At 42.9% G+C, this 24,434-nt stretch carries 19 protein-coding genes; 14 read left to right on the top strand and 5 right to left on the bottom strand.

The window, feature by feature from the left end; all coding sequences use genetic code 11:
- Positions 1–453 precede the first annotated feature (453 nt).
- Together J7K40_10715 and J7K40_10710 are read right to left on the bottom strand one after the other, a co-directional pair.
- Positions 454–2,325: a T9SS type A sorting domain-containing protein gene (locus J7K40_10715; GenBank protein MCD6162871.1), complete on the bottom strand. Its 1,872-nt coding sequence runs from the start codon at positions 2,323–2,325 to the stop codon at positions 454–456.
- 451 nt (positions 2,326–2,776) lie between these two features.
- Complete coding sequence (locus J7K40_10710) at positions 2,777–6,034, bottom strand: S8 family serine peptidase (protein ID MCD6162870.1); 3,258 nt, start codon at positions 6,032–6,034, stop codon at positions 2,777–2,779.
- Positions 6,035–6,365: 331 nt separating this feature from the next.
- Here J7K40_10710 and J7K40_10705 point away from each other — a divergent pair, with 331 nt between their 5' ends.
- The 3 genes from J7K40_10705 to J7K40_10695 all read left to right on the top strand — a co-directional run bounded on the left by J7K40_10705 (position 6,366) and on the right by J7K40_10695 (position 10,419).
- Positions 6,366–8,654 carry a tetratricopeptide repeat protein gene (locus J7K40_10705; GenBank protein ID MCD6162869.1) on the top strand — a complete coding sequence of 763 codons (2,289 nt, stop codon included), beginning with the start codon at positions 6,366–6,368 and terminating at the stop codon, positions 8,652–8,654.
- A gap of 372 nt (positions 8,655–9,026) precedes the next feature.
- Entirely contained in the window at positions 9,027–9,251 is a 225-nt protein-coding gene (locus J7K40_10700) for a 4Fe-4S binding protein (protein ID MCD6162868.1), read from the top strand.
- Positions 9,241–10,419: an NAD(P)/FAD-dependent oxidoreductase gene (locus J7K40_10695; protein MCD6162867.1), complete on the top strand. Its 1,179-nt coding sequence runs from the start codon at positions 9,241–9,243 to the stop codon at positions 10,417–10,419. The genes J7K40_10700 and J7K40_10695 overlap by 11 nt, the downstream gene beginning before the upstream one ends.
- A 6-nt stretch (positions 10,420–10,425) precedes the next feature.
- Here the strand turns inward: J7K40_10695 and rpsT are convergent, their stop codons facing one another.
- On the bottom strand, positions 10,426–10,671 hold the full coding sequence (gene rpsT, locus J7K40_10690) for a 30S ribosomal protein S20 (GenBank protein MCD6162866.1): 246 nt from the start codon (positions 10,669–10,671) through the stop codon (positions 10,426–10,428).
- An 80-nt stretch (positions 10,672–10,751) separates the two neighbouring features.
- On the opposite strand from rpsT, the gene murJ reads away from it, so the two are divergent.
- Both murJ and J7K40_10680 read left to right on the top strand, forming a co-directional pair.
- Positions 10,752–12,311 (top strand): murein biosynthesis integral membrane protein MurJ, encoded by a 1,560-nt coding sequence (murJ, locus tag J7K40_10685; GenBank protein ID MCD6162865.1) that lies wholly within the window; start codon positions 10,752–10,754, stop codon positions 12,309–12,311.
- A gap of 35 nt (positions 12,312–12,346) precedes the next feature.
- Positions 12,347–12,550 (top strand): hypothetical protein, encoded by a 204-nt coding sequence (locus J7K40_10680; GenBank protein ID MCD6162864.1) that lies wholly within the window; start codon positions 12,347–12,349, stop codon positions 12,548–12,550.
- Positions 12,551–12,738: 188 nt separating this feature from the next.
- Here the strand turns inward: J7K40_10680 and J7K40_10675 are convergent, their stop codons facing one another.
- Together J7K40_10675 and J7K40_10670 are read right to left on the bottom strand one after the other, a co-directional pair.
- Positions 12,739–14,265, bottom strand: a complete 1,527-nt coding sequence (locus tag J7K40_10675; protein ID MCD6162863.1) for an aldehyde dehydrogenase family protein — start codon at positions 14,263–14,265, stop codon at positions 12,739–12,741.
- A 292-nt stretch (positions 14,266–14,557) separates the two neighbouring features.
- Positions 14,558–15,493 carry a glycosyltransferase family 2 protein gene (locus J7K40_10670; GenBank protein MCD6162862.1) on the bottom strand — a complete coding sequence of 312 codons (936 nt, stop codon included), beginning with the start codon at positions 15,491–15,493 and terminating at the stop codon, positions 14,558–14,560.
- Between the two features lie 675 nt (positions 15,494–16,168).
- On the opposite strand from J7K40_10670, the gene J7K40_10665 reads away from it, so the two are divergent.
- The 9 genes from J7K40_10665 (at position 16,169) to J7K40_10625 (ending at position 24,357) form a co-directional block, all read left to right on the top strand.
- On the top strand, positions 16,169–17,404 hold the full coding sequence (locus tag J7K40_10665) for a hypothetical protein (GenBank protein MCD6162861.1): 1,236 nt from the start codon (positions 16,169–16,171) through the stop codon (positions 17,402–17,404).
- Between the two features lie 9 nt (positions 17,405–17,413).
- Complete coding sequence (locus J7K40_10660) at positions 17,414–17,770, top strand: cupin domain-containing protein (GenBank protein MCD6162860.1); 357 nt, start codon at positions 17,414–17,416, stop codon at positions 17,768–17,770.
- Between the two features lie 72 nt (positions 17,771–17,842).
- Complete coding sequence (locus tag J7K40_10655; protein ID MCD6162859.1) at positions 17,843–18,862, top strand: homoserine dehydrogenase; 1,020 nt, start codon at positions 17,843–17,845, stop codon at positions 18,860–18,862.
- Positions 18,859–20,280, top strand: coding sequence for an aldehyde dehydrogenase family protein (locus J7K40_10650; protein MCD6162858.1), 1,422 nt, complete (start codon positions 18,859–18,861; stop codon positions 20,278–20,280). The genes J7K40_10655 and J7K40_10650 overlap by 4 nt, the downstream gene beginning before the upstream one ends.
- A 487-nt stretch (positions 20,281–20,767) precedes the next feature.
- Positions 20,768–22,003 carry an MFS transporter gene (locus J7K40_10645; protein ID MCD6162857.1) on the top strand — a complete coding sequence of 412 codons (1,236 nt, stop codon included), beginning with the start codon at positions 20,768–20,770 and terminating at the stop codon, positions 22,001–22,003.
- On the top strand, positions 21,984–22,643 hold the full coding sequence (locus J7K40_10640) for a class I SAM-dependent methyltransferase (GenBank protein ID MCD6162856.1): 660 nt from the start codon (positions 21,984–21,986) through the stop codon (positions 22,641–22,643). The genes J7K40_10645 and J7K40_10640 overlap by 20 nt, the downstream gene beginning before the upstream one ends.
- A complete protein-coding gene (locus J7K40_10635; GenBank protein MCD6162855.1) occupies positions 22,640–22,978 on the top strand; it encodes a hypothetical protein in 339 nt (112 codons plus the stop codon). The genes J7K40_10640 and J7K40_10635 overlap by 4 nt, the downstream gene beginning before the upstream one ends.
- An 86-nt stretch (positions 22,979–23,064) precedes the next feature.
- Positions 23,065–23,802 carry a sulfite exporter TauE/SafE family protein gene (locus J7K40_10630; protein ID MCD6162854.1) on the top strand — a complete coding sequence of 246 codons (738 nt, stop codon included), beginning with the start codon at positions 23,065–23,067 and terminating at the stop codon, positions 23,800–23,802.
- Positions 23,803–23,946: 144 nt separating this feature from the next.
- Positions 23,947–24,357 carry a threonyl-tRNA synthetase editing domain-containing protein gene (locus J7K40_10625; GenBank protein ID MCD6162853.1) on the top strand — a complete coding sequence of 137 codons (411 nt, stop codon included), beginning with the start codon at positions 23,947–23,949 and terminating at the stop codon, positions 24,355–24,357.
- Positions 24,358–24,434: the final 77 nt, after the last annotated feature.

Below are 24,434 nucleotides of genomic sequence, written 5' to 3'. Positions count from 1 at the left end.
ATTTCATAACCCATAGAGCAGCGGGATGTTGGGCGACTCCGATAAACATCGGCACTTCATCTTTTATTTTGTTAAATATTTCGAGATAAGATTTTAGTAATTGATTTTAATTTGATGATTACCCATTTACGTCATTCCCCCGCCGCGGCGGGGGAATCCAGGAAGCTGTATGTTAAACCAAAGGTGGATAACAAAAATACCGTGCCCCGTGTCCGCAGACAGGCGGGCGCCGGCAGGCAGGAAGTATCGGCATGACCAATCTCTGGACTCCCGTTTTCACGGGAGTGACGTTGATTATAATGTTCTGCAAAAAGCCGGACAGTAGTGAATTTATTTGTAGTGCTGCTGCAAAATCCAAAATAAAAAACCCCGCCATAAGACGGGGTTTTAAGATTCAGGCTGTGCATAATATCAGAAACAGCTTCTGATATCACAACCTTGCATATTTTTCGTTTACTTAAGCAAAACCATTTTCTTGGTTTGGCTTTGTTCGCCAATTTCGAGATGGTAGAAATAGACACCGGAGGAAACAACCTTGCCGTTGTCTGAAGTACCGTCCCAGAGTACTCTATGCAAACCGGAATTGAAAACACCGTCTACCAAAGTGGATATTTTCTGTCCGGCGATATTGTAAACCGACAATGAGACTTTTCCGGTATTTTCCAAGCTGAACCCAATTTCAGTATTAGCATTAAACGGATTCGGATAATTCTGATTGAGATGGAAGCTGTTGGGAAGCGTATTAGGTTCATCTTCAATGCCTGTACGACCTTCACACTCGATTGCTATACAGATATCCTGCAATGCTCTGTCGCGAGATGGCGCATAAGAGCCGGTATTTTCCCAGCCTCTATTACATAGCGGCAGCCAACCGGATTCAACACCCATCAGGACTCCCTCGCCGCCAGCAAGTATTGTAGCGAAGAATTTATCACCGGTGTTGAAATCAATGCCATCATGAAGATTCATTGAGATCCAGCCGGTATCGCCTACAGGCGCTAAAGTATCAGCCCAAAGAATATTATCTACATCAGGCACGCCGTTTTCATCAGCCGGCAAGATGAAGAAATAAGCAGGGCTTTGGTTCTGAAGCATCATGTCAGCTTTTACCATAGTTACCGTAATAGGTTCAGGCGCTACAAATTCATTGCCAAAACCGCCGCCGCCGCCTTGCCATGACGAATATGAAATAGTGGTGTCAATATAAGCTAGAGTCTGCGGCAAAATATATGTTCGCAATTCACAAGTATCGGAATTGTTCCAGTAATACTCATCGCCAGATAAAGTGGTCTTGAAAACTATCGCATGAACGTTAATCTCATTTAGGCAATCCGCTGATGGCAAAGTAACCCAGGCTTCTTCACCCGGCTCAAGATGGCTAAGCGGAACATCTTCGTTATAGATAGTAACATAATTCCTTTTTATCTTGCAATTAACATTGATGTCATCCTCAGGCATAGTGCCATAGTTTTTAACGAGCGCTTTCAAGGCTAAGGATTGATCCACGCCACAGAAAACGCCGCCTGAAGATTCATTCATAGCGCCGGCAACGCCAACATCATGAAAAACAAAGTCGGGATCCGGGTCGGCATGAATGCGAATTACCAAGCCATCATGCGGCATACGGTTAGGCGGAGCTAAGTCGAACATATAACAAATACCGTTATTGCCGAGCAGGTCTTCAATACCGATTTGGGCATGGCCTTCTGTATTCATAAAATCGCCGCCCTGCTCGCCATACTGATAAGTAATCGCCGAGTCGGATGCGGTTAAAATCAACTGGAATGTATGAGTTGCGGTGGAATTATACGGAGTATTCCATTCAAGAACATTGTCCCACGTAACAATTAACGTATCCACATTATTCGTATAATAATAGCAGGCATTAGTCCCATAAGGAGCGGTAAAATCGAGATCACAGGCTAACGGAACCACTATGTCGTTCGGACGGTTAGAGCTGGGAATCATAGGAAAGTCTTGCGAATAGTTGTCATCCGAAGCGAATGAGATATAACCATTAGAACCAATATAGAAATGATCGACTGAGTACCAGTAGTAGGCAAAATCGAACCCGATGTCGAATGGTCCGACAGCATTATCATCCATCAAACCCTCAACTGCAACGCCAGTACCGGAAATATCTATCCATTCATAAACCGGGCTGCCGCCAGCATCATTGTCTACCCAAGTATAACCATAAGCATCCGGCGCGGAACTGGTGTCAAGCTGTACTTGGTCTAACGGCGCTTTAAATGTTGAATTTGCGGCAAAAGCTGCGCTGGCAGCAAAAACCAAAACAAACGTAAAAAACATTACTTTTTTCATACTAATAAAACCTCCAAAAAACTAAAAATTTACAAATTGAAAATCTTTATAATGCTCTCGCTTCACCTCCTTAATTAATCAGAGTAATTATCTCTATGTTTTACAATTACAATCACTTACCTTATAATGTTTTAACCAAGTTTCTGTATGTTTACTTTTACTTACAAATTCTCTTTAAAATAATAAGCAAAAATCATACAAGTTCTTAACATCAATTTATTAACAAACTAAAATTTGTCAAGCGAAAACATTTTGATGTCAACTTATATTAAACCCAGCAAATATTTGCTAATTTGTAATGATTCAATTAGTTAACAGTTTTCCTTCTTCCCTTTCAATTAACGCTTTTATTGATTACGATTATCTCTGTAAAATCTAACGCAAAATTGATGCCTATCTTAGTATTAAGAATCCGCCGCTTTAGCAAAACGGCGGATTAATAAAAACTTTCCTACCGTAAATAAACCATTCTTTTAACCGCTAATTTCTCACCGGCTTTAAGCCTGTAAAAATATACGCCGGAGGAAACTTTAGAGTTATTGTCATTGCGTCCATCCCAAACGATGCTGTGCTTGCCAGCTTTCTGAAAATCTGAGGCTAAACTTTTAACCTGTCTGCCCAAAATATCGTAAATATCGAGCGATATTTTTGATGAAATATCCAGATTAAAGCTGATAATAGTGTGAGCATTAAACGGGTTGGGATAATTCTGATTAAGGCTGAATTTTACCGGCAATGTCTTAGAATCCTCGTCGATTGAATTATAAATAAAGGGGACATAATTATTCGACCGATGAACATCATTGCCATATACAGGCCATACAGCATTTATCATCGAAACTTCAGTTTTGTAGTCGATTACATCCAAGTTCTCCCCGCTATTTTGAACTCCAACCACAATCTCAGCATCACCATCGTCATCAATATCCCAGATAGCCGGCGAGGCATTTACCTGGCCTGTCGCTGATAGAGGTATCGGGAAATTATCTACAGTTTCACCATATCTATCAAAAGCAAAAATACAGGCTTCGGCAGAGCCATTGGCGATAATAATTTCAGGCATTCCATCGCCGGTCAAATCCGCCACAACCGGCGAGGCTTGAATGGTAGCCAGCAGTTCGACAGGGAAACCATCCAAAGCGGTACCATCCGAATCATAAACATAAAGCCTGGAATTGCTGGCGCCAAAAATAATTTCCGGAGTGCCGTCATCATCAAGATCTGCTAAGCTTGGCGATGACTTAATAGCCGAACTAATGCTAATAGGCCAGCCCGAAACTAAGGAACCATCGTGATTGAATAGATAAGCCGAACCGGACTGAGTCGGGATAAATATTTCGGGTTCGAGGTCAGATGGGTCGATATTGCCGATTACAGGCGATACCCATGGATGACTGTCAAGTTCATAAGGAAAGCCGCTGACCTCGGTTTTATCGGCGTTGAAAACATGAAGATAATCATCGAAACCGGCAATAACAATCTCAACACTTCCATCACCATCGATATCGCCAACAGCAGCACTGCCATACCAGCCAACCGTAGAGGTATAAGGCCAGTCGCCAAATGCTGTGCCATCATGATTAAATACATCTAAATTCCTGGTCGAAAAATTAGGCTGAACAATTTCTAAATCGCCATTGCCATCGAAATCAAGCAAGGTCGGACCAGCAAATACAGAGCCGCCGGTTGTTATCGGGAAACCATTCACGAGATTTCCATCACGATACCAGGCATATATTAATCCGTCTTTATCTGTCGCTACCACCTCAAAACCGCCATTAGCGTTAATATCGCCAACAGCCGGCGCATTATTGATGTCATCGCCAACGCTTACAGGCCAGCCGGGTGTGTAAGAACCGTCAGATTCGATAGAGTAAAGCTTGGCATTATTACAGCCTACCAGTATCTCTACGCTGCCATCGATGTCGAAATCAAATGCCAGTGGATCTGATGCGATAGCGTCAGGAAGACTAATCGGGAAATTAATCTGGTTCAAGCTGACATTAACCTCAACAAACAAATCAGTGGTATAATCATCTGCGGTGCTAATATGAAGCGTCAACTCATGATTCCCCGGAGGCAAATCTTCATCATAGGTAATGCTGAAAGGATCATCGCTATTATCCATATGTTCGCCATCTCCCGGGAAAGAACCAAATTCTACTACCGAGTCAGTTACAATTATTCCCTCAGGAGCCCTCAATGCAACAATGACATCCTCAGCATCCTGCCACAAATTCTGTAATTCGACAACTAAATCGATAGATTCGCCGGGGTTAATAATCCCATCACCGTCATCATCGGTGAGTGTTTCAATACTTTCTACTAATTGGAAATTAGGATAATTGGAGGCGCCTACAGCCGAGTAAGCGTTAACCCGTCCGGAACCCAGCAAACCTTGATAATTGGGATTAAGTAAGTCGATATCATCAGTGGTTTCTATGATAATACTAGAAATGCGGTCAGGACTATAATAAGGATTTTGAGCCCTAACCAAAGCGGCAATACCTGCGACAATCGGTGAAGCCATCGAGGTGCCCTGCAGATAGGTGTAGCTGCTTTGCGCCCATGTAGAATAAATGGATTCACCCGGCGCTGAAACATCAACCCAAGAACCATAACATGAAAAATATGATTTTACGTCATCTTGGTCTGTCGATGCAACCGAAAGAACATAATTATAGGCGGCAGGATAACCGGGAGTGCTATTATTATCATTACCAGCAGCGGCAACTACCAAAACTCCGGCAGTGTGAGCAATGTTTATTGTATTTTGATTGCTTGGGCTATAATAGTTGTTGCCCCACGAGCAATTAATAATATCTACATCATTATTAATGGCATAAATTATCCCCTGATAGCCATGAGTTAATTGACCATAGGCATTGGTAATTTTTATAGCCATCAGTTTGGCGCCAAAACCCGGACCGGCTCCGGCAGTTGCATTATCGGTAGCCTCGGAAGCGCAGCCGGCAACATGAGTGCCATGCGTAGGACTGTTTTCTTGCGGGTTGTTGTCGTTCATACCTAAATCCCAGCCAACAACATCATCAGTGTAGCCGTTGCCGTCATCATCCACGCCATTATTATCGCCGGCATCGAAAATACCGTTGCCGTTTACATCCTCAGGCCCATTAATCCACATATTGCCCTGAAGGTCGGGATGATTGTAATATACACCGGTATCATCAATACCGATAATGATATGGGTTGTAGTATCACCGCGAACTAAATCCCAGGCTCCATAACAGTCTGTTTTGTTTATATACCATTGTGAACCGATAGAGGGATCGTTTGGAGTATAAAACAGTCTGTCAAGCACCCATGGATCGGAACATTCAATATCATCGTTAGCTAAAAAACTGTCTTTAACATCCATGACATCTTTTTCCGGTGAAAGATAAAAGACATACATCCTCTCAACCAGCAAACGCAGAATCTCTTTCTGAACCGGCATAGGATACCACATCTCAACCTTAATAACATTATGCTTTTTACAGAGCAAATCAATCTGCTCATTTCCAGTATTAGCAACTCCTGATATGGTATGGTTAATCAAAAGCGGCTCTACGCCGGGTCTGACTGTAACAATAATACGGTCAGTGATATACTGATCGCCTGTTTCCAGTGTTCCCAGCGATAAAGGCTGCTCGGCGAATACTACGCCTGCAACTAACCCTATCAAGATTGCCATAAACAATGTCCTCATTACGCAACTCCCTTCTAAAACCTTACTTATTTTATTTCATTATAATCAATATACACTTTTTCCTGCAAAAGAAAAGTAAAAAGCCTCATAATACTACCAACTGAATTCAAAAAATGTGCCGCTTCTCGTTTATTATCATAGCCTTACGTCAGTTCATTATCCTAAACGGCAGAAATACATATATTTCAGCCCTCATTGTATAGAAATAAAATTAACAAATATTCCGAATATAATTGTTTTTTTACAATATTTTCCCAAAATAATTATTCTTTCTGACACATTTTTTTCACTTTTTTTGCATGTTTTTTCAAAATTTGTAATATTATAAAGCATGAAGAATCAAAAAATAGCGCCGGTTTTGGGATTAATTGCGCTGGGGCTGGTTTTACGGGTTATATTTCTGCTGGCGATGAAAGCCAACTGGCCGGGCTGGGATAGTCCGACTATCGATGCTTTATATCATCACCTGTGGGCGCAGCGTATTGCCGATGGCGATATTCTTGGCGGCGGAGCATATTTCAGGGCGCCTTTCTATCCCTTCTTTTTGGGGATGATATATTCTGTTATCAGTGAAAATTTCACGGTTGTTTTCATAATTCAGCATCTGATAGGCGTCCTGGCCGTTCCATTGGTATATATAATCGCCCGGAGTTATTTCTCCTCGCCAGTCGCCATTATCGCCGCTTTCTTAACTGCGATTAACGGCATCTTGATTTATTTTGAATCACAGCTTCTTTTAGATTTTTTAACAGTAATCTTTTTCTTAGTATTTTTATATCTATTAATAATCGCTCAGAAAAGAGACAAATCAAGCTTGTATTTCATATCGGGATTAGCTGCCGGTTTATTTGCAGTAACCCGGCCTAATATTTTAGCTGTTTTGCCGCTTGTTTGTCTGTGGATTTTTCTGGTTGATTATAACCTGAAGAAAAACATTAAGCGATGTCTCTTAGTTATTGCCGGTACATTGCTTCTGATATTGCCGGTTACGCTAAGAAATGCAACCATTGGCGGCGACAATGTTTTGATTGCCAGCCAGGGAGGGATAAATTTCTATATCGGCAATAATGAAAACGCCGATGGCTACACTGCGCTCTTGCCCGGTTTCGGCCACAACTGGCAGTATTCGGATGCCGAATACGAGGCGGCGGTCCATCTTGGCAAAAAACCGGGTGAGGTTAAGCCATCGGAGGTATCGTCATATTATTACGGCAAAGCGGTTAAATATATTCTATCATCGCCGGGTCATTTTATTAGGTTAATAATAAAAAAACTGTATCTATTCTGGAACCGGTTTGAGATATCCAACAACAACAATTTATATTTCCTGATTGATTATATCGGCTTGTCATTTTATCCGTTGTTCCTTTTTGCTATCCTCTCCCCTCTTGGTTTAGCGGGTTCGATTTTATGCTTCTTTAAAGGCCGGCGATACTGGCTGTTTCCGATGCTGATTTTCGGTTATATGGCAACTGTGGTCATGTTTTTCGTTACCGCCCGTTTTCGGCTTCCGATTGTGCCGCTTTTAACTATCCTGGCTTCATTTACGATATATGAAATTATCGCCGCATTTAAGGACAAGCGGTACAAATATGCGTGGGGTCTGCTTGGCTCGGTTATAATCATTGCCATTTTTACCTCGACAAATTTTTACGGACATCACGACCGCTCGACAGCTATGGCAAATTATTCGCTGGGCAATATGGCCTTGAAAAAGGGCGACTATGAAACCGCCCGGCTTCATTATAATCAAGCCTTACGGCAGGCGTCATGTATCCCCAATGCGCATTTGAACCTTGGAGTTATAGCTTTCTATGAAAGAGATACTTTAACCGCCCGGCATGAGTTTGAAAATGAGATTAATGCCTGCGGTGTATCGGCGAAAGCTTACAGCAATCTCGCCATGCTTGCCCGCTTGAAAGGTAATTCTAACGAGGCTTATGCGTATGCTGATTCGGCGGTTTATTATTTCCCGAATTTCAAGGAGGCTTATATCAACCGTATATTGGCATCGCTGTCTTCATCGGATACTATGATGATTAAATCCGCTGTTTATGGCTATAAGGATGCTTTCCCCTCGGATATTGCGGCTAAATATTATTATGGGCAGTATTTAATTCGGACAGGACAGACAACTCTTGCTGAGACCGAATTTAGGCAAGTGGTATCATCATCGGAAAAGGATATCGTTTCGGAGTATGATTTATCGGAGATATATTCCGCCGCCTTGCCGCATGGCTACAATCCTAACAAGATTCGCGGCAGGGGGCATTATCAGCTTGGCTTGCTATTCGCTTATAATAATGAGCTTGACTCTGCTCTGCATCATTTTCAGCGGGCTGTCGATTTAATTCCGGATGACCCGGATGCTCGTCACAACCTGGCTTTAGCCTATGACCAGCAGGGCGATTTTCAGCGGGCAGAAGTCGAGTTCCGGAGGGCGATTGCGCAGGACAGCAAGCGGGCTGTGTATTACTACAATTACGGCTTATCGCTGGGCAAGGCTGGCGATTATACTCAGGCGGCGGCGATGATGGAGAAGGCGCTTGAGCTTGACCCCGAATTTGAAAAAGCGCGGCGGGTGTTGGAGGCGCTGAGAGGGCGGAAGCAGCAGCAGTAGGTCGGTTTCCGACCAACGGGAGAAACCCGACACCTTCGCATTGCTATAAGATTGATAGTGATTATTGAGATTATTTTGAATGCTAAACGCACCGAAGAGGTAATTTTTATCCGCCGCCGCCAGATGCCCTACTTACTGGTGTATATCCTCGTATAAAGAACGCGACCGAGTGCACCATCGGGCTACGCCAAAGCGTCATTCCCAACTTGATTGAGAATCCTGATAATAGTCAAGACCACAAGAAGGGTCTTGACCTACTGTGCTGCAGTTGGCACACGAGGACGTACGCCAACCATGTTAAAAATACCCTGCGGCATAGATACCGCAACAAATCGCTTGAAATAATATTAATCCCCTTATACATTCATCATCATGAAAGCAGAACTGACAGCAAGCGGCTTTGAAATCGAGATAGACTTCAGCCGCTGCGGCAACTGCGGCGTCTGCGTGGCTGTTTGTCCCGAAAATGTGCTTCATCTCGGCACAGTTATGCTGAGCGCCGATAATGACGAATGCACAGGCTGCAACTGCTGTATTATCACCTGCCCGGCGGATGCCTTACTGCTGATTGAGCAATCAGGAGAAAATGATGGCTGAAAGCTATGATGTTATAATCATCGGCGGCGGGCCAGCCGGCTCAACCGCCGCCAAGTTTGCCGCCCAAAGCGGCGCGAAAACGATAATGCTGGAAAAACACCCGGTCATCGGCTACCCGCTTTGCTGCGCCGAGGCAATCTCGGTAATGGGCTTGACTAATGTAGTCGAACTCAATCCCCGCTGGGTAGCCTCCAAAATCGAGCGAGTTAAGCTTTTCAGCCCTGCCGGCAAGACAGCGGTTATCAACCATCCCGATGCCGGCTATGTGCTCGAACGCAAGATATTCGACCGCGACTTGGCCGAACAAGCCGCCATAGCCGGAGCCGACATCAGGGTGGGAACGGATGTCATCAAGCTTCTGCAAGACAAAACCGGCAGGATTGTCGGAGTTGCGGCTTTAAATAACGGACAGCAGATAGAGATTTTAGGCAAGGTAATCATCGCCGCCGATGGTGTGGAATCACAAATTGCGGCGCAAGCAGGTTTCCCGACTGTTTTGAAGCCGAAACAGATTCATTCCGCCTATCAGTATCTGCTGGCGGATGTTGATATCGAACCGGAAACGCTCGAATTTTATTTCGGGAACCAAACAGTCCCCGGCGGGTATATTTGGGTGTTCTGCAAAGGCGACAGCACAGCCAATGTCGGTCTGGGGATATGCCCGTCAAAATCGCCCGATAAGAAGGCAGTTGATTATCTTGATGAGTTTATAGAGAAGCGATTTGATAAGCCTAAAATAATCGAAAGAATGACCGGCGGCGTTCCCACATATTTGCCTGATTTGCCGCTGTATAAAGATAATGTCATGCTTGCAGGCGATGCCGCCCGTCTAATCGATTCATTATCGGGAGCCGGAATAGCCAATGCCCTGCTATCGGGTAAAATTGCCGGCCAGACAGCCGGTGAGATGATTAATAACGGCAGCAGCGCTGAGGCGTATCCGAAAAAGTTTAACAGCATTAAACAAAGAGAACTGAAATTTTATTACTATTGTCAGGAAATCTTTCTTAAATTAACCGATGATGATCTTGATATCGTGGTGAAATTTATCGGAGATATTTTCAGGGACAAGACAATCACAGCTTTTAATCCGCTTAGCGTTATAAAGAAGCTGATACTGTCCAGTCCCCGTCTAATTAAGCTTGGCCGGCATTTACTAAAATGGTAGGACAGTTTATTTTTTTAGGGCTAATTTAGCCATACGCGATTTAATACGGGCGGCTTTGTTTTTATGGATAACTTTTTTAGCAGCGGCTTTATCAGCAACTTTAAAAACAACCTTGAGCTTATCGAGAGATTTTTCCTTATCGTCTTTGTAAGTTTTCAGGGTGCCGCGAATAATGGATTTAACGCGTTTGTTGCGTTGACGGGATTTCTCCGATGTTTTCATCCGTTTGGCTGCCGATTTATGTTGAGGCAAGTTTTGCTCCTTTCGCATAACTTATTCATTAACAAGTTCAAATTTATTTTAGAAAATGAAATATAATCAACAAACAGATAATGTCAACCCAAAATAATAAATACAAAACGAAAGACAGCTTTTTCAAAAAGTCTCTCCGTTTTTCCGTCTCTACTGTTATATCTCGGCTGTTAGGTCTTGTACGAGAACAGGTATTTTCATATTATTTCGGCGCCGGAGCCGCAGTCGATTCATTTTACGCCGCTTTCAGAATCCCAAATTTGTTGCGTGAATTTTTCGCCGAGGGGGCGTTATCGGCGGCTTATGTGCCGGTCTTCTCGCAAAAGCTCAAGGCTGACGGCAAACAAAAAGCCTTTCTGTTGACATCCACGGTGCTGTCAATTATGCTGGTAATACTGGGTTTGATAACGATACTCGGGATAATCTTGTCGCCCTACCTGGTCAAGGCGATAGCCGCCGGTTTTGCCAAAACACCCGGCCAACTAGAACTTACCGCCAGCCTGACCCGAATCATGTTCCCGTTTCTGATATTTGTGGCGACAGCCGCCGCAGTCATGGGGACGCTTAACTGTTTCGGCAAATTCGGAATACCGGCCTTAGCGCCGGTGGGGTTTAATATCGGGCTGATAACCGCTGGCTTATTTTTCCGCAAATATTTCGACCCGCCTATCATCGTTATGGCCTGGGGCGCGCTGGCAGGCGGAATACTTCAGCTTGTGCTGCAATTGCCCCAGTTATACAAACTCGGCTTTCGGTATAAATTCGTATTCAGTTTTGCCGACCGGTCGGTAAGGCAAATAGTCCGTCTGATGGGACCTGCCGCTTTGGGAGTTGCCGCCGTGCAGGTTAATATTTTCGTGGGGACATTGCTGGCATCGTTCCTTCAGACCGGCAGTATCGCTTATTTGAATTACGCTTTCCGCTTGATGCATTTCCCGCTTGGCGTGTTCGGCGTAGCGGTGGCGACCGTATCATTGGCAGAGCTTTCTGCCATAGCCGCCGAGGGCAAGACCGACATGGTGCTGTCGAAATATATCCGCTCATGCCGGATGCAAACTATGTTTCTACTGCCATCGGCGGTGTTCCTGATAATCGCCGCCCGCCCGGTTTGCGCGCTGATATATCAGCACGGTTTATTTAACTGGACAGATTCAATCAATGCCGCAAGGGCGCTTCAGGCTTACAGCGCCGGGCTTGTGTTTTACGGCTTGGTGCGGCTGTCGGCGCAGGTGTTCTATGCTCATAAAGACACCGCCACACCGGTTAAAATATCAGCGATTGCGGTTGGCATTAACATTATATGCTGTCTGCTTCTGATGAAACCGCTGGGGTTTGTCGGCTTGGCATTAGCGCCGGGCATAGCGGCGTTGGCAAATCTTCTGATGCTGACATTTAATATCCGGAGAAAAATCGGCAAGCCGGAGTATGGTTTATTAATAGCGCATATCCTCAAGACCGCCGCTGCAGCAACTGCCGGCGGCGCGGTCAGCTATATGCTATTGCTTCGCTTTGATGTGTATTCATCATATAACGGCGTTATGGCGACGATGTATCATCTGGCAGTAGGTCTTGGCGCGGGGATTGCGGTGTTTGGGGTAATTGGGTTTGCGCTGGGGGTGTTTGGTAGAAAAAAGTCGTAATATAATAATCACTAAATTTTGAATGAGTAATTAAAATGGAAACAAATATGCTTGATGTTGAACCTGCAATTTATACAACAGGTGCATTACTAAAACCAATGAAAGTAATTAACTCTAATGGCAAAGAGATTTGGTTATGGTATGTATCTGAATTTGTGGATGATAGTTTTAATGATGGTGAAGTTTTTAATCCTAAGGAATTTTCATTTAGCAAGAGTAAATTGTTAACAGAATTATAATTATTATCATACATTAGTAGGGCAGGTCTCCCCGAGACCTGCCTGCTATGATAATCTATATTAAATCGCTGCTATTATCAACCACAAAAAAAACCGCCCCTTGAAAATCAAGAAGCGGTTATAAAATGTAAACCCAGCAACACAAAAAGGCGCATCTGCCTGAAGCGGACGCTCCTACGCGTTACCCATTAATCACCAAACTTAATACCCTGCGCCAATGGCAGTTCGGGAGACCAGTTGATGGTGTTGGTCTGACGTCTCATGTAGGCTTTCCAGGAATCGCTGCCTGCCTCGCGGCCGCCGCCTGTTTCCTTCTCGCCGCCGAATGCGCCGCCAATCTCCGCGCCGCTGGTGCCGATATTGATGTTGGCTATGCCGCAATCACTGCCGGCATGACACAAAAACTTCTCAGCCGAAAGCAGGTTGGTGGTAAACATCGCCGAGGATAATCCCTGCGGCACATCGTTATGCACCTCGATAGCTTCCTTGACATCTTTCACCTTGATAATGTATACAATCGGGGCGAAAGTCTCATCCTGTATAACCTGCATCGACCTGCTGCCAATCACAATAGTCGGCTCGACATAGAACCCGCCAGCATATTTGCCATCAGTAAGAGCCTTGCCGCCGCAGATAATTTCGCCGCCTTCTTTATTGATTAAATCGAGAGCATTCATCATAACATCAACGGCATCCTGGTCGATAAGCGGTCCCATGAGCGTATTCTTATCAAGCGGGTCGCCGATTTTAACCTGAGTATAAGCCTTTTTAAGGCGATTAATCAGGTCATCCGCCACGCTTTCCTGCACAATAACGCGCCGGGTGCTGGTGCATCTCTGCCCGGCAGTTCCCACTGCGCCAAACAGGATAGCCCGGGTAGCCATATCAAGGTCGGCATCCTCATTAACTATCACGGCGTTATTGCCGCCAAGTTCGAGTATGCAGCTGCCGAGACGCGCGCCGACAACCTCGCCGATTCTTTTGCCCATCCGGGTCGAGCCGGTAGCGCTTACTAACGGGATGCGTTTATCGCCAATTAATTTTTCGCCGATTGTCCTGCCCGAGCCGACAACCATGCACATCACGCCGCTGGCATCATTGCGTTTTAAAACATCATGAATGATATTCTGAACGGCAATGCCGCAAAGCGGTGTTTTCGAGGATGGTTTCCAAATCATGGTGTCGCCGCAGACAGCGGCAAGCATCGCATTCCATGCCCATACAGCCACGGGGAAATTGAAAGCGGAAATAATGCCGATTACGCCCAGCGGATGCCACTGCTCATACATCCTATGCAGGGGACGTTCGCTGTGCATAGTAAGTCCATATAACTGACGGGACAAACCAACTGCGAAATCGGCGATGTCAATCATTTCCTGAACCTCGCCCTCACCCTCAGGCTGGATTTTGCCCATCTCTAAGGCGACAAGCTTGCCCAGGTTTTCTTTATTTTTACGGAGTTCATTGGCGATTTGACGAACGATTTCGCCGCGCTTGGGAGCGGGTATCATCCGCCATGTTTTGAAAGCCTCATCGGCTTTCTTGACAATGCGTTCAAAATCGTTCTCATCAGCTTGGATAACACAGGCAATTTCTTTGCCGTTAGCCGGGTTTATTGAAATAAGCTCTTTGCCGCCCGGTTTTTCAATCCAGTCGCCGTCATAGGCGCCGGAATTTACTTCCTTGATTCCCAGTTCCGTGAGGAATTTTTCCATTTTGTTCTCCTGTTTTTATGCTCATGCAGGCTAAATTATCTCCGGTAATCCTGCCTTTGACTTTTTAATTTGTCAATATACCATTGAGCGCAATAGATAATTAATAGATATAAATTCGGCAAGTGAAATTGTAGGAAAATTCACAGAAAAGATAATATTATTTCTAACGATGCTTTTTTAAGAAATTTTGTGCTGTTGGAAGTTGCTTCCGACAGCAAGACCTGCCTTTATAAGCCCCTCAGGATGTCGTTTTACTCCATCCTGATGAATAAACTGCAATTCAAAATCTTGTTCAGCGGCTATTATCATTATCCCGTTTGTCCAAAAACTCCATTTTCAGGGAGGCTATCTGCTCCGAAACGAGTCCCATTAGAAATATAAAAACAGATGCCACAAACAGGATAGTGGCGGAATTCGGTATATGCAGTCTGCCCTCGGCTTTGATTGATAAGATTCCCGATATTAAGCCTAAAATAAATGACAAGATACTAACTGGAAAAAATATTCTAAACGGATGAAACAGTACTATAATTTTCAATATTATCAGGAAAAATTTAAACCCGTCCCTGAATATTTTCACTTTACTTTGACTGACTCTTTTACGGCTGTTGATTGGACAGAAACCGACATTTAAGCCGGCTTTTATAAAAGACAGCGTCGATGTTGTCGGATAGGAAAATCTGTTTGGAAACAGATGCAGGAAAGCCAGCAGATATTGACGTTTGAAAGCGCGGAAACCGCTGGTCAGGTCGGGGATGTTTTGTTCGGTTAAATAGGCGGCTAATCGGCTGTAAAACTTGTTGGCAAGATTGCGATGCAGATATTCCATTTTGTTAAAACTGCGGGAACCGATTACAAGATCGTATTTATCTATCATAGCGGCTAAGGCGGCAATATCTGAGGGATCATGCTGGCCATCGGAATCCATGAAAACTACTATATCACGGCTGGCTGAGCGCGCTCCGGTTTTAACAGACGCGCCATTGCCTTTATTGTAGGGATGTTTGACAACAATAGCGCCGGCGGCTTTGGCAATATCAGCAGTCTGGTCGGTTGAGCCATCATCGACAACGATTATTTCAGCTTGGTTGTTAGTAACTTTCAGTGTTTGCTCAACAAGTTCGCCGATTGAGGCGGCTTCATTATAGGCAGGCAAGACAACCGAGATGCGGCTGAAATCTACTTTGTCATTGTCTTGGCTGTTATTATTTTTATCAGAATCATTCATTTGATACAATTTCGGCGCGATATTTATTATTTTAACTAATTCTATATATAAAGAGTGAGTTTAGAAAATACAACTGTTTTTATCGCCCTCCTATTGTAAAGCGGCATCTCAAGCCAGACAACCTGTTAATGTGGACGGCATCCGCCAATGGCGAACTCATGTGCCCCTTGTTATGTGGGCGGCATTCGCCAATAGCGAATTCGTGTGCCCCAGCTTTGCAGCAAACGAGGACGTCTAAGGCGGACTGCCCTATGGGATTTTGTCAAACAGTCTGAGGGCGTATGCAATACGCCCCTACGCGCATAACATATATTATTCAAGCGCTGTCAGGTTCCCACACCTGACAGCATAGCATCGCTAAATAAATACTGTCGAGTAGGGACACCCGACAGAACAGAAAAAGGGAAAGTTCCTTGAATCAAAATTCAGGAGTTTCCCCGAAAATTCCGGTAAAATCTTTATAGTATAGTATGTTTTACAAGGTTAACATTTTCAATAAGTGGAAATCATAGTTTTTGAAAAAACGGGGAAACTTCTTAATCAAAATTAGCTTGATATGACAATGCAATTACCTTATCTTCAGAAGAACTTATTTGTAATTGTTAGAGTTTGAGTCGCAGATAATCTTGTTCGGAAATAATAAGAAGAATTAATCAATAAATCAGGAGGAAAGCGATGCACTTTAAGCTTTTAAGCAGTAAAGACATGAAAGCAATTGATGCGTTAATCGATGCCTATGGCGGTTCAAAAGCGATCAATAATAAGATCAGCGAGATGAGAGATTACGAAACCAGAAAAAAAATAGCCGGCAATAAAGGTTTCGGGGAGATGCTTGATAAGGCGGAAGGCTATGTTAAAGAATTCCCCAAAGTAGAGGATTTTATCTCACAAGAGGGAATAAAAACCGATAAAAAAGGCGTTTGCATAACTCAAGTATCCGGTTTCCAGGGAGCTTATGTTACCTCCGGCTGTATGCGTCTAATTGCTCAAAATCGGAATGTGCTTTTCCCAACCGAGATGATTTCGGTAGTTGCCCTTACCGAAAATTATCTTTACTCCGGCGACTTGCTAACGACATTAGCGATGGCAGAGAACATCTTAGGAGCAAGCAAATTTTGCTCAACCAATCTCGTTAGCACGCCTTTGCCGGAAGAGCGATTTGCCAAACTCGAAAAGATAACCGGCGAGAAATTCGACCGGCGGAGTTTAGGCGATGGAACCAGACAGCTTATTCTCAAAAACATGGGAACGCCTTTCGGTAATCTTGGCGGCGTTGAGGTTGGCGACAACAATCACTTGGTTTATCTCGATGGCATTACTCGTGCGGCTCTCGAAACCGGCGCCAACTTTTTCCTTAACCCGAGCTGGTCAACAATTGTAGCTGCCTGCTATTATGCCAGAAAGATTCCCAATATAAGCTTCAAGATATCCATGCTTCTTTCCACGCAAAACAGTATCCAGTTTAGAATGCTGATGAATATATTCAAAGAGTATCTGCGGGATGACGGCACTACGCCAATCTATGAAATCAATATCGGCAATGCCGCCAGCCCTGAAACATTCATGCAGTGCGCCCAAGACATCAAAGATTTCGGCATGCCGCCAATTGAATTAACCGCTCACCTGAGAATCAATCCCGACCTCGGCATAGAAGGTTTCGACTGGACAGAGAACGCGCATAAAGTGCTCGACAGCGGCTATGATATAACCATCAAATATGAGAGCGACGGCGAATCGCGCCCCTACGATACGATGGAAGCATATTTCCTTCCTGATGAGGAAAGAAAAGAAAAAGCGGAATTAATCAGCGATGTTATTTATCATAAATGCATACGCTGCGATAAGGACGCCAAAGAGATTATGCGCCGCGGTCATGAAACCCGATTTGCAAAAATAGCCTATCGTTCGTAAGGAAATATCATGAATAGCTTAACAGAAAAATGGGATAATACAATCTATCCCGATATGATTCGAAACCTGCCGGAAATTGATATTAATATCAACGGCATTCGGGGCTGGCTTCTGCAGGATGGCAAAAAGCAAGCGGTGTTTTTCGACATTCAGCCAGTGGGGAAGGTGCCTCCGCATACGCATTGCGCCCAATGGGGCATTATGCTGGAGGGTGAAATGTCGCTAACCATTGGCGATGATATAAAAGTCTATCGTAAAGGAGACCAGTACTATATTCCGGAGGGCGTTGTACATTCGGCAAATTTCCTGTCGCGTGTTAATGTCATAGATGTTTTCGATGCCCCTGATCGTTATAACGTAAAATAAAACAATCTTTAATGAAGCCGCTGCGCTAAATTGAAAAACAACGCGGCTCGTTATAAAGGAGGATAAAGTAAAATGAGATTAATATTAATCGGTTTCGGAACTGTCGGACAAGGGCTTGCCGAGCTTCTTATAGAGAAACAGCAGGAACTTCAAAACCAATACGGGCTAAAAACTCAGGTTGTTGGCATAAGCGACATGCTTAAGGGAAGCGTATACAACCCTAATGGCATAGACTTGCAGAAATGCTTGGAAACAGCGAAAGCGGGCGGTAAAATTTCCGCATTGCCCGATGCTTTTGATGGCGATGCCTTAAGTTTTATTAAAAAAGCCGAGGCGGATATGATGGTCGAGGCAACCTATACCGATATCAAGACCGGTGAACCGGCTACCTCGCATATTCGGGCAGCACTTGAAAAGGGGATGCATGTTACCACTACTAACAAAGGACCGCTGGCGCTGAATTTTCTTGAACTATCTAAAATTGCTAAAGATAAAAACGTGAAGTTTCTCTACGAGGGAACTGTTATAAGCGGCACTCCGCTGTTAAACCTTATCAGGGAAACTCTTGCTAATAGCTCCATTTCGGAAATCAAAGGCATTCTTAACGGAACGACTAATTATATCCTTACGAAAATGGAAGAGGGGCTTCCATACGAGGATGCGCTTAAAAAAGCTCAAGAGCTGGGTTATGCCGAGGCTGTTCCCGATGCCGACGTTTTGGGTTGGGATGCGCTGGCTAAGGTAACCATTTTGGCAAATACCGTATTCGGCTTTAAAAGCAAACCGGATGATTTCCCATGCAAGGGCATTACTGATATTACAGCCGATGCTATTAAAGATGCCAAAGCGCGCGGTAAACGCTTTAAGCTAATCGGCAAAGTCTGGCGCGATGGCGATAAGGTTAAGGGAAGCGTTGCGCCTGAGGAGATTGACATGACGCATCCGTTAGCCGGTATAATGGGAGCTACTAACGCCGTTACTATGACAACCAAACCGCTTGGCGATGTAACCATCGTAGGACCGGGAGCAGGCAGAACCGAAACCGGCTACAGCGCTTTGATTGATATAATCCATGTAGGAGGCTTAAAATGAAGATGCTTTTGGATGGCCAATGGGTTGACCGTAACGATAAAATAAATGTAATCGACCCTTTCGATAATTCCATTGTTGATACAATTCCAAAGGGAACGAAGCAGGATGTGGAAATTGCCCTGAAAGCGGCGGTCAAAGGTTTTGAAATCACCAAGAAGATGACAGTCTATGATAGAGCGCAGATTTTATTCAAAACAGCGCAAATTATTTCTGATAATCTTGATGAATACGCCGCTATCATCGCCAGAGAGGCATCAAAGACTATAAACGAGGCAAGAAAAGAAGCCTCGCGCTGTGTGAATACCCTGATAGTTTCAGCTGAGGAGTCGAAACGAATCATGGGCGAGACGATTCCATTCGATTCGTTTCCCGGCGGCGAGAAACGCCGCGGCTATTATTATCGATTTCCTATCGGTGTAGTGCTGGCTATTACTCCTTTCAATGACCCGCTGAATCTCGTGGCGCACAAACTGGGACCGGCTATTGCTGCCGGCAACTCTGTTATTTTAAAACCGGCAACGGTTACTCCGCTATCGGCGATAAAGCTGGTTGAGGCATTGCTGGAAGCCGGACTGCCGCCTATGGCTGTCCAGTTGATTACCGGAAATGGCTCCGAAATCGGTGATTCCTTAGTATCCGATGAGAGGGTCAGGATGATATCTTTCACCGGCGGCGTGGAAGCCGGCAAGCATATCGCAGGCAAAGCAGGGATAAAAAAGATTGGCATGGAACTTGGTTCCAACTCGCCGGTCATTGTCTGGAAAGACGCCGACCTCGAACTGGCGGTTGAATCATCCGTTTCCGGCTCGTTCTGGGCGGCTGGACAAAATTGCATCGGAGTTCAGCGCCTTTTGGTTCATCGCGATATCTATGACGAGTTTAAAACGAAATTTGTCGCCCGCACAAAGCAATATAAAATCGGCGATAAATTAAAAGAAGATACCGACATGGGTCCGATGATAACCGAGACTGAAGCTAAACGTGTGGAAAGCTGGGTGAATTCCGCAGTCGAGCAAGGCGCTAAGGTTCTAATCGGCGGAAAACGCAATGGGGCGTTGTATGAGCCGACTGTATTAGAGAATGTGCCGCCGGATGCTACTATTCATTATGAAGAAGTATTCGGTCCGACTGTCAATCTTTATCCTGTGGATGACCTCGATGAGGCTATCAAGGAGGCTAACTCGATGCCGTACGGCTTGCTGGCGGCGATTTTTACCGGCAATGTCGATGTTGCGTTCAAGGCATCCTATGACCTTGATTGCGGCGGCGTGATGATTAACGATTCCACCGATTACCGGCTCGATTCCATGCCATTCGGTGGCGTCAAGTATTCCGGCCTCGGTCGTGAGGGAATAAAGTTTTCGTTACAGGAGATGACCGAACCGAAGGTAGTTTGTTTTTATCTGCCGGGCATTTGATTATAGGTTTTGCAAAGCGGGAAAGCAGAGGGTCATCCGCAACGGTGGATGCCCTGCTGAAATATAAGAAATACGATAGATAGATTAGCTTTGCTGCTCGAATAAGCTTTGTGCTAAAATATCATCATATCAGGCCTAAATTTAAACCCACCGTTTAGGTGAGATACCCTGTAAAAGGCCGGACAATAGTGTCGATGTTTATAAGCTAATTAATGATTGTTCTATCAAATATAAAGATAAATATTGTGTGTGATGTTCTATTATCTTATCTTCAAGCATGATATTAGTTGAATCTTTATGCTATAATAAATATAGCGCCCCCTCGGGCTGGACACAAAAAGTTAGAATATCTGGCAAGATTATGATTTTATTTATGGAAAAATCAAGGAGTTGGAGCGGGCAACAACCGTTTGAGAATAGTGAATGAATTTTAAAAAGGGTGCTGCGGCGAGAGAATAGTTAAAATAAGATGGAGTAAATTTTTAAAGTGGAATTGAACAAACAGATATCCAAACAAAATTATTATGCTTTTTTATGGCATGCTGTGTTTCTTGCCTTGGCAATAAATTTCATGGATGTGGATACGATTATTCCGGTCATGATGCTTGATGCGGGTTGTTCTTCTCTGCAGCTTGGAATATTAATTGCAATTATGTTGGGTGGTGGAAATATTGCTCAACTTTTCTTTGCTTCGTTCTTGAACAATCAATCTATGAAAAAAGGATATTTACTGAGTGGAATCAATGCTCGTATTATTGCTCTTGGTGGAATGTCTCTGTTATTTTATTTTTCATCTCACGTAAATGGCAGTTTTATCATATGGTCAATTTTTATTTTAATTTCCCTGTTTTCCTTAAGCGGCGCTTTTGCAAATATCAATTATGTTGATATTTTCGGGAAGTCTATATTGCAGGAAAAAAGAAAAGCTTTTTTTTCTATTAAACAGGTTATTTCCAGTTCTTTAGTTTTTCTTTCAGCATTTTTTGCCAGGGGTATATTGTCAAAATACGATTACCCTATAAATTATGCCACATTATTTATTATTGCTGCCGTACTGCTTGGAATTGCATCTTTTGGGTTCTGGAAAATCAAGGAGATTCCAACATCCAATCACAAAATCGACGGATTTAAGGAATTCATGCGCGTTATTATTCGTGAAATTCGCACTAATAAAAATCTGAAAACTTATTTGTTTTTGATAAACACTCAGGGAATCAGTATAGTTTTAATGCCTTTTTTAACTCTTTATGCTAAAACAAATTTTGATGCCGGGAGTCATAGCATTGGTAATTTTCTGCTTCTAAAAGTAATTGGAATAGCCGCAACTGGCAGTATAATTTTTTATTATTCTAAAAAAGTAAAATATAAATACTTATTACATATTACTTCCACTCTTGCTATCCTGATTCCTCTATTTATTTTAATGATTCCGGGGGCTACCCTTTTTCCGTACATTTTTATAGCCGGTGGTGTTGTTTTTTCCATTCACCGTATTTCAGTCAGTGGGATTTTATTAGAAGTTACCACCAATGAAAACAGAGCATTATATACTGGATTGACCGGAGCTGGAAGCATTCTTCCTGTTGTATTTTCACTTTTAGGCGGCTGGATAATCACTGAATTCGGATTTACGTCGTTTTTTATTTTATTTATAATTATTATCCTTTTATCGTTCTTTTTTATTAACCAAATTAACTGTGAAAATGAACTCAAGACAAGATAAAATATATCCCGACTCAGGAGTTGAATTAACAACCTTAACGGCAATAAATTATGATAATATAATGAACATTGCCACATTGGGTTTTTATCGCAGATTTATTGGCCGGGCAATAAAGATAATGAGTATTCAGCCCGGAGATAAAATTCTCGATTTAGGTTGCGGCACGGGACGCAACGCCTGCATTATGGCGTCATATTTAAGTGATGCCGGGGGGATAACCGGCATGGATATCTCGCCTATAATGGAAAGGCAATTCAGAAATAAGTGTGCTAAATATAAAAATGCTAAATTTATCCGGCAAAGAATTGATCTTCCGTTCTCACTATCGGAGCAATTTGATAAAATATTTATCAGCTTTGTAATCCACGGTTTTCCGCATAAAGTTCGCCAAACGGTTATCGAAAATATTTATACTCACCTAAAACCAGGCGGGTCATTTTTCATGCTTGATTTTGCTGAATTTGACATGACTAACATGCCGCCATTATACCGTTTTATTTTCAAAACCATTGAATGTAAATATGCTTTTGATTTTATCAAAAGAGACTGGAAGCAGCTGCTGGAAAGTAATAATTTCGCTGGTTTTGGAGAGCATTTTTTCTTCAAAAAATATATAAGATTGCTGAAAGCCAAAAAATGAATGTAAATAAACAAAAGCACATAAGAATTGCCATCCCGACCAATGATGAAATAAATATTTTTCCAAAGATGCTGGGCATGGCAAAATATCTGTTTATTTATGAAATTGAGAAAGGCGAGAAATTTAAGCTTATTGAGAAAAGAAGAAACCCTTTTGCCGATACGATGCAGCATTTAAAAACATTAGATGTTTATGAGTTGATTGATGATTGTTCGATAATTATATCTGCTCATATCGGAAAAAAGGGAATAACAAGACTGCAGGGGAAAGGAATGAAGCTTATTTTTAAAAAAGGGAAAATTGAACAAGCATTGGTTGAAATGAGCAATAATTAAAAGAGCAAAAAATAGATGCTATCCGGGGACATTAAAAATAAATTAAGTTCAACAGTCGAATTCTTAAGACCTTGGAGTAAATTAAATTGGAAATTCATTTCCTTGAATATTTTTTGATTGGTTTGTTTGCTGGATATATGAGCGGTATGTTTGGCATAGGCGGTGGTTCTGTAAGAATCCCCTTACTTAATTTGGTAGGAATACCGCTGCTAAATGCTTTCGGCATCAATTTACTCGTAATTCCTTTTTCATCTCTTATAGGTGCTATAAGTCACAGAAAAAATATAAATTGGAATATTTCTCCCTATGTAGCCGTTGGGGGCATCTTAGGATCAATAGGTGGTGCGTACATGGCAGGATTAATACCAAATTTAGCACTTGCAATTATTTTTTTTATTGTTTCGACCATTACAGTAATGGGAATCTATTTTGATAGGATTAGCCCAAGACTAGCTCAAAAAATAAAACCAAATATCAGTATTATTGTGATTGGAGCATTTATTCTAAACTTATTAACAGGCATTCGCGGCGGAAGCGGGGGTTCTCTTTTCCCGCCTTTCTTAAAACTAATGAGATTAAACATTCATGCAGCAATAGCAACATCATTATTTGTAACCATTATTACTGCATCCGCATCAATCATTATCTACTGGCATCGCGGTGATATTATACTATTGCCCGCCATAGTAGTTATCATCAGCTCAATTATTGGCGCGAGAATAGGGAGTGTAATTTCCCTAAAAACAAAATCAGAGTGGTTGGAAATAGGCTTATCAATATTTGTAGTACTCCTTGCCTTGCTTGTAATTTATAAGGCAGTATAAATTGTCGAACAATAAGGTCATAATGACAACCATTGAAGGTAGAGAAGGAAGAATAATCGAATTATAAGAAAAGAGCTGAAAAGAAATAGAAATTTCTAAATGGAAATAGCGTTTTTAACAGGCATGTGAATAGAAGGAGTCAAAATGAAATTATTAATGATTTATGCAAACAAATTTGCTTATAAGACAAGCTTGAAAAGCCTTGAGTCCATATCTGAAATCGACGAACAAAACACAATTGAAAATGCTGTTGTTGGTTTCATTCATGTAGAAGAAAAAGACGAAGCTAATCTTTCTAACGTTGAAACTAAATTGATTAAAAATCTTAAATGGGCAGCCAGAAAAAACAATACGGAAAGAATAATATTACATTCTTTTACACATTTATCCGAAAGTAAAGCTTCACCTGAAATTACCAAGCAATTGCTTGATAATTCAGAACTGAGACTTAAGAAAGCAGATTACGAGGTTTATCAAACGCCGTTCGGTTATTTCCTTGATCTTGATGTTAAAGCACCCGGAAATGCTTTAACCAGATTATTTAAAGACATATAACACTACTGTCCGGCCTTTTGTCCGCCTTAGGCGGATGCTATAATGATGTCATTCCCACACTGCCCGCGTCATTCCCA

This window comes from Candidatus Zixiibacteriota bacterium, from assembly GCA_021159005.1.
In the GTDB taxonomy this organism is placed as follows: domain Bacteria; phylum Zixibacteria; class MSB-5A5; order UBA10806; family 4484-95; genus JAGGSN01.
This window is presented reverse-complemented; position numbering and strand designations above follow the sequence as displayed.

Bases quoted from the DNA above. Each gene is read 5' to 3' on its own strand.
- J7K40_10660 (MCD6162860.1), top strand. From the start codon at position 17,414: ATGAATAGCTTAACAGAAAAATGGGATAATACAATCTATCCCGATATG.
- J7K40_10625 (MCD6162853.1), top strand. From the start codon at position 23,947: ATGAAATTATTAATGATTTATGCAAACAAATTTGCTTATAAGACAAGC.
- J7K40_10635 (MCD6162855.1), top strand. From the start codon at position 22,640: ATGAATGTAAATAAACAAAAGCACATAAGAATTGCCATCCCGACCAAT.
- J7K40_10650 (MCD6162858.1), top strand. From the start codon at position 18,859: ATGAAGATGCTTTTGGATGGCCAATGGGTTGACCGTAACGATAAAATA.
- J7K40_10640 (MCD6162856.1), top strand. From the start codon at position 21,984: ATGAACTCAAGACAAGATAAAATATATCCCGACTCAGGAGTTGAATTA.
- J7K40_10695 (MCD6162867.1), top strand. From the start codon at position 9,241: ATGATGGCTGAAAGCTATGATGTTATAATCATCGGCGGCGGGCCAGCC.
- J7K40_10675 (MCD6162863.1), bottom strand. From the start codon at position 14,265: ATGGAAAAATTCCTCACGGAACTGGGAATCAAGGAAGTAAATTCCGGC.
- J7K40_10665 (MCD6162861.1), top strand. From the start codon at position 16,169: ATGCACTTTAAGCTTTTAAGCAGTAAAGACATGAAAGCAATTGATGCG.
- J7K40_10655 (MCD6162859.1), top strand. From the start codon at position 17,843: ATGAGATTAATATTAATCGGTTTCGGAACTGTCGGACAAGGGCTTGCC.
- J7K40_10710 (MCD6162870.1), bottom strand. From the start codon at position 6,034: ATGAGGACATTGTTTATGGCAATCTTGATAGGGTTAGTTGCAGGCGTA.
- J7K40_10670 (MCD6162862.1), bottom strand. From the start codon at position 15,493: ATGAATGATTCTGATAAAAATAATAACAGCCAAGACAATGACAAAGTA.
- J7K40_10715 (MCD6162871.1), bottom strand. From the start codon at position 2,325: ATGAAAAAAGTAATGTTTTTTACGTTTGTTTTGGTTTTTGCTGCCAGC.
- J7K40_10705 (MCD6162869.1), top strand. From the start codon at position 6,366: ATGAAGAATCAAAAAATAGCGCCGGTTTTGGGATTAATTGCGCTGGGG.
- J7K40_10680 (MCD6162864.1), top strand. From the start codon at position 12,347: ATGGAAACAAATATGCTTGATGTTGAACCTGCAATTTATACAACAGGT.
- J7K40_10700 (MCD6162868.1), top strand. From the start codon at position 9,027: ATGAAAGCAGAACTGACAGCAAGCGGCTTTGAAATCGAGATAGACTTC.
- murJ (MCD6162865.1), top strand. From the start codon at position 10,752: ATGTCAACCCAAAATAATAAATACAAAACGAAAGACAGCTTTTTCAAA.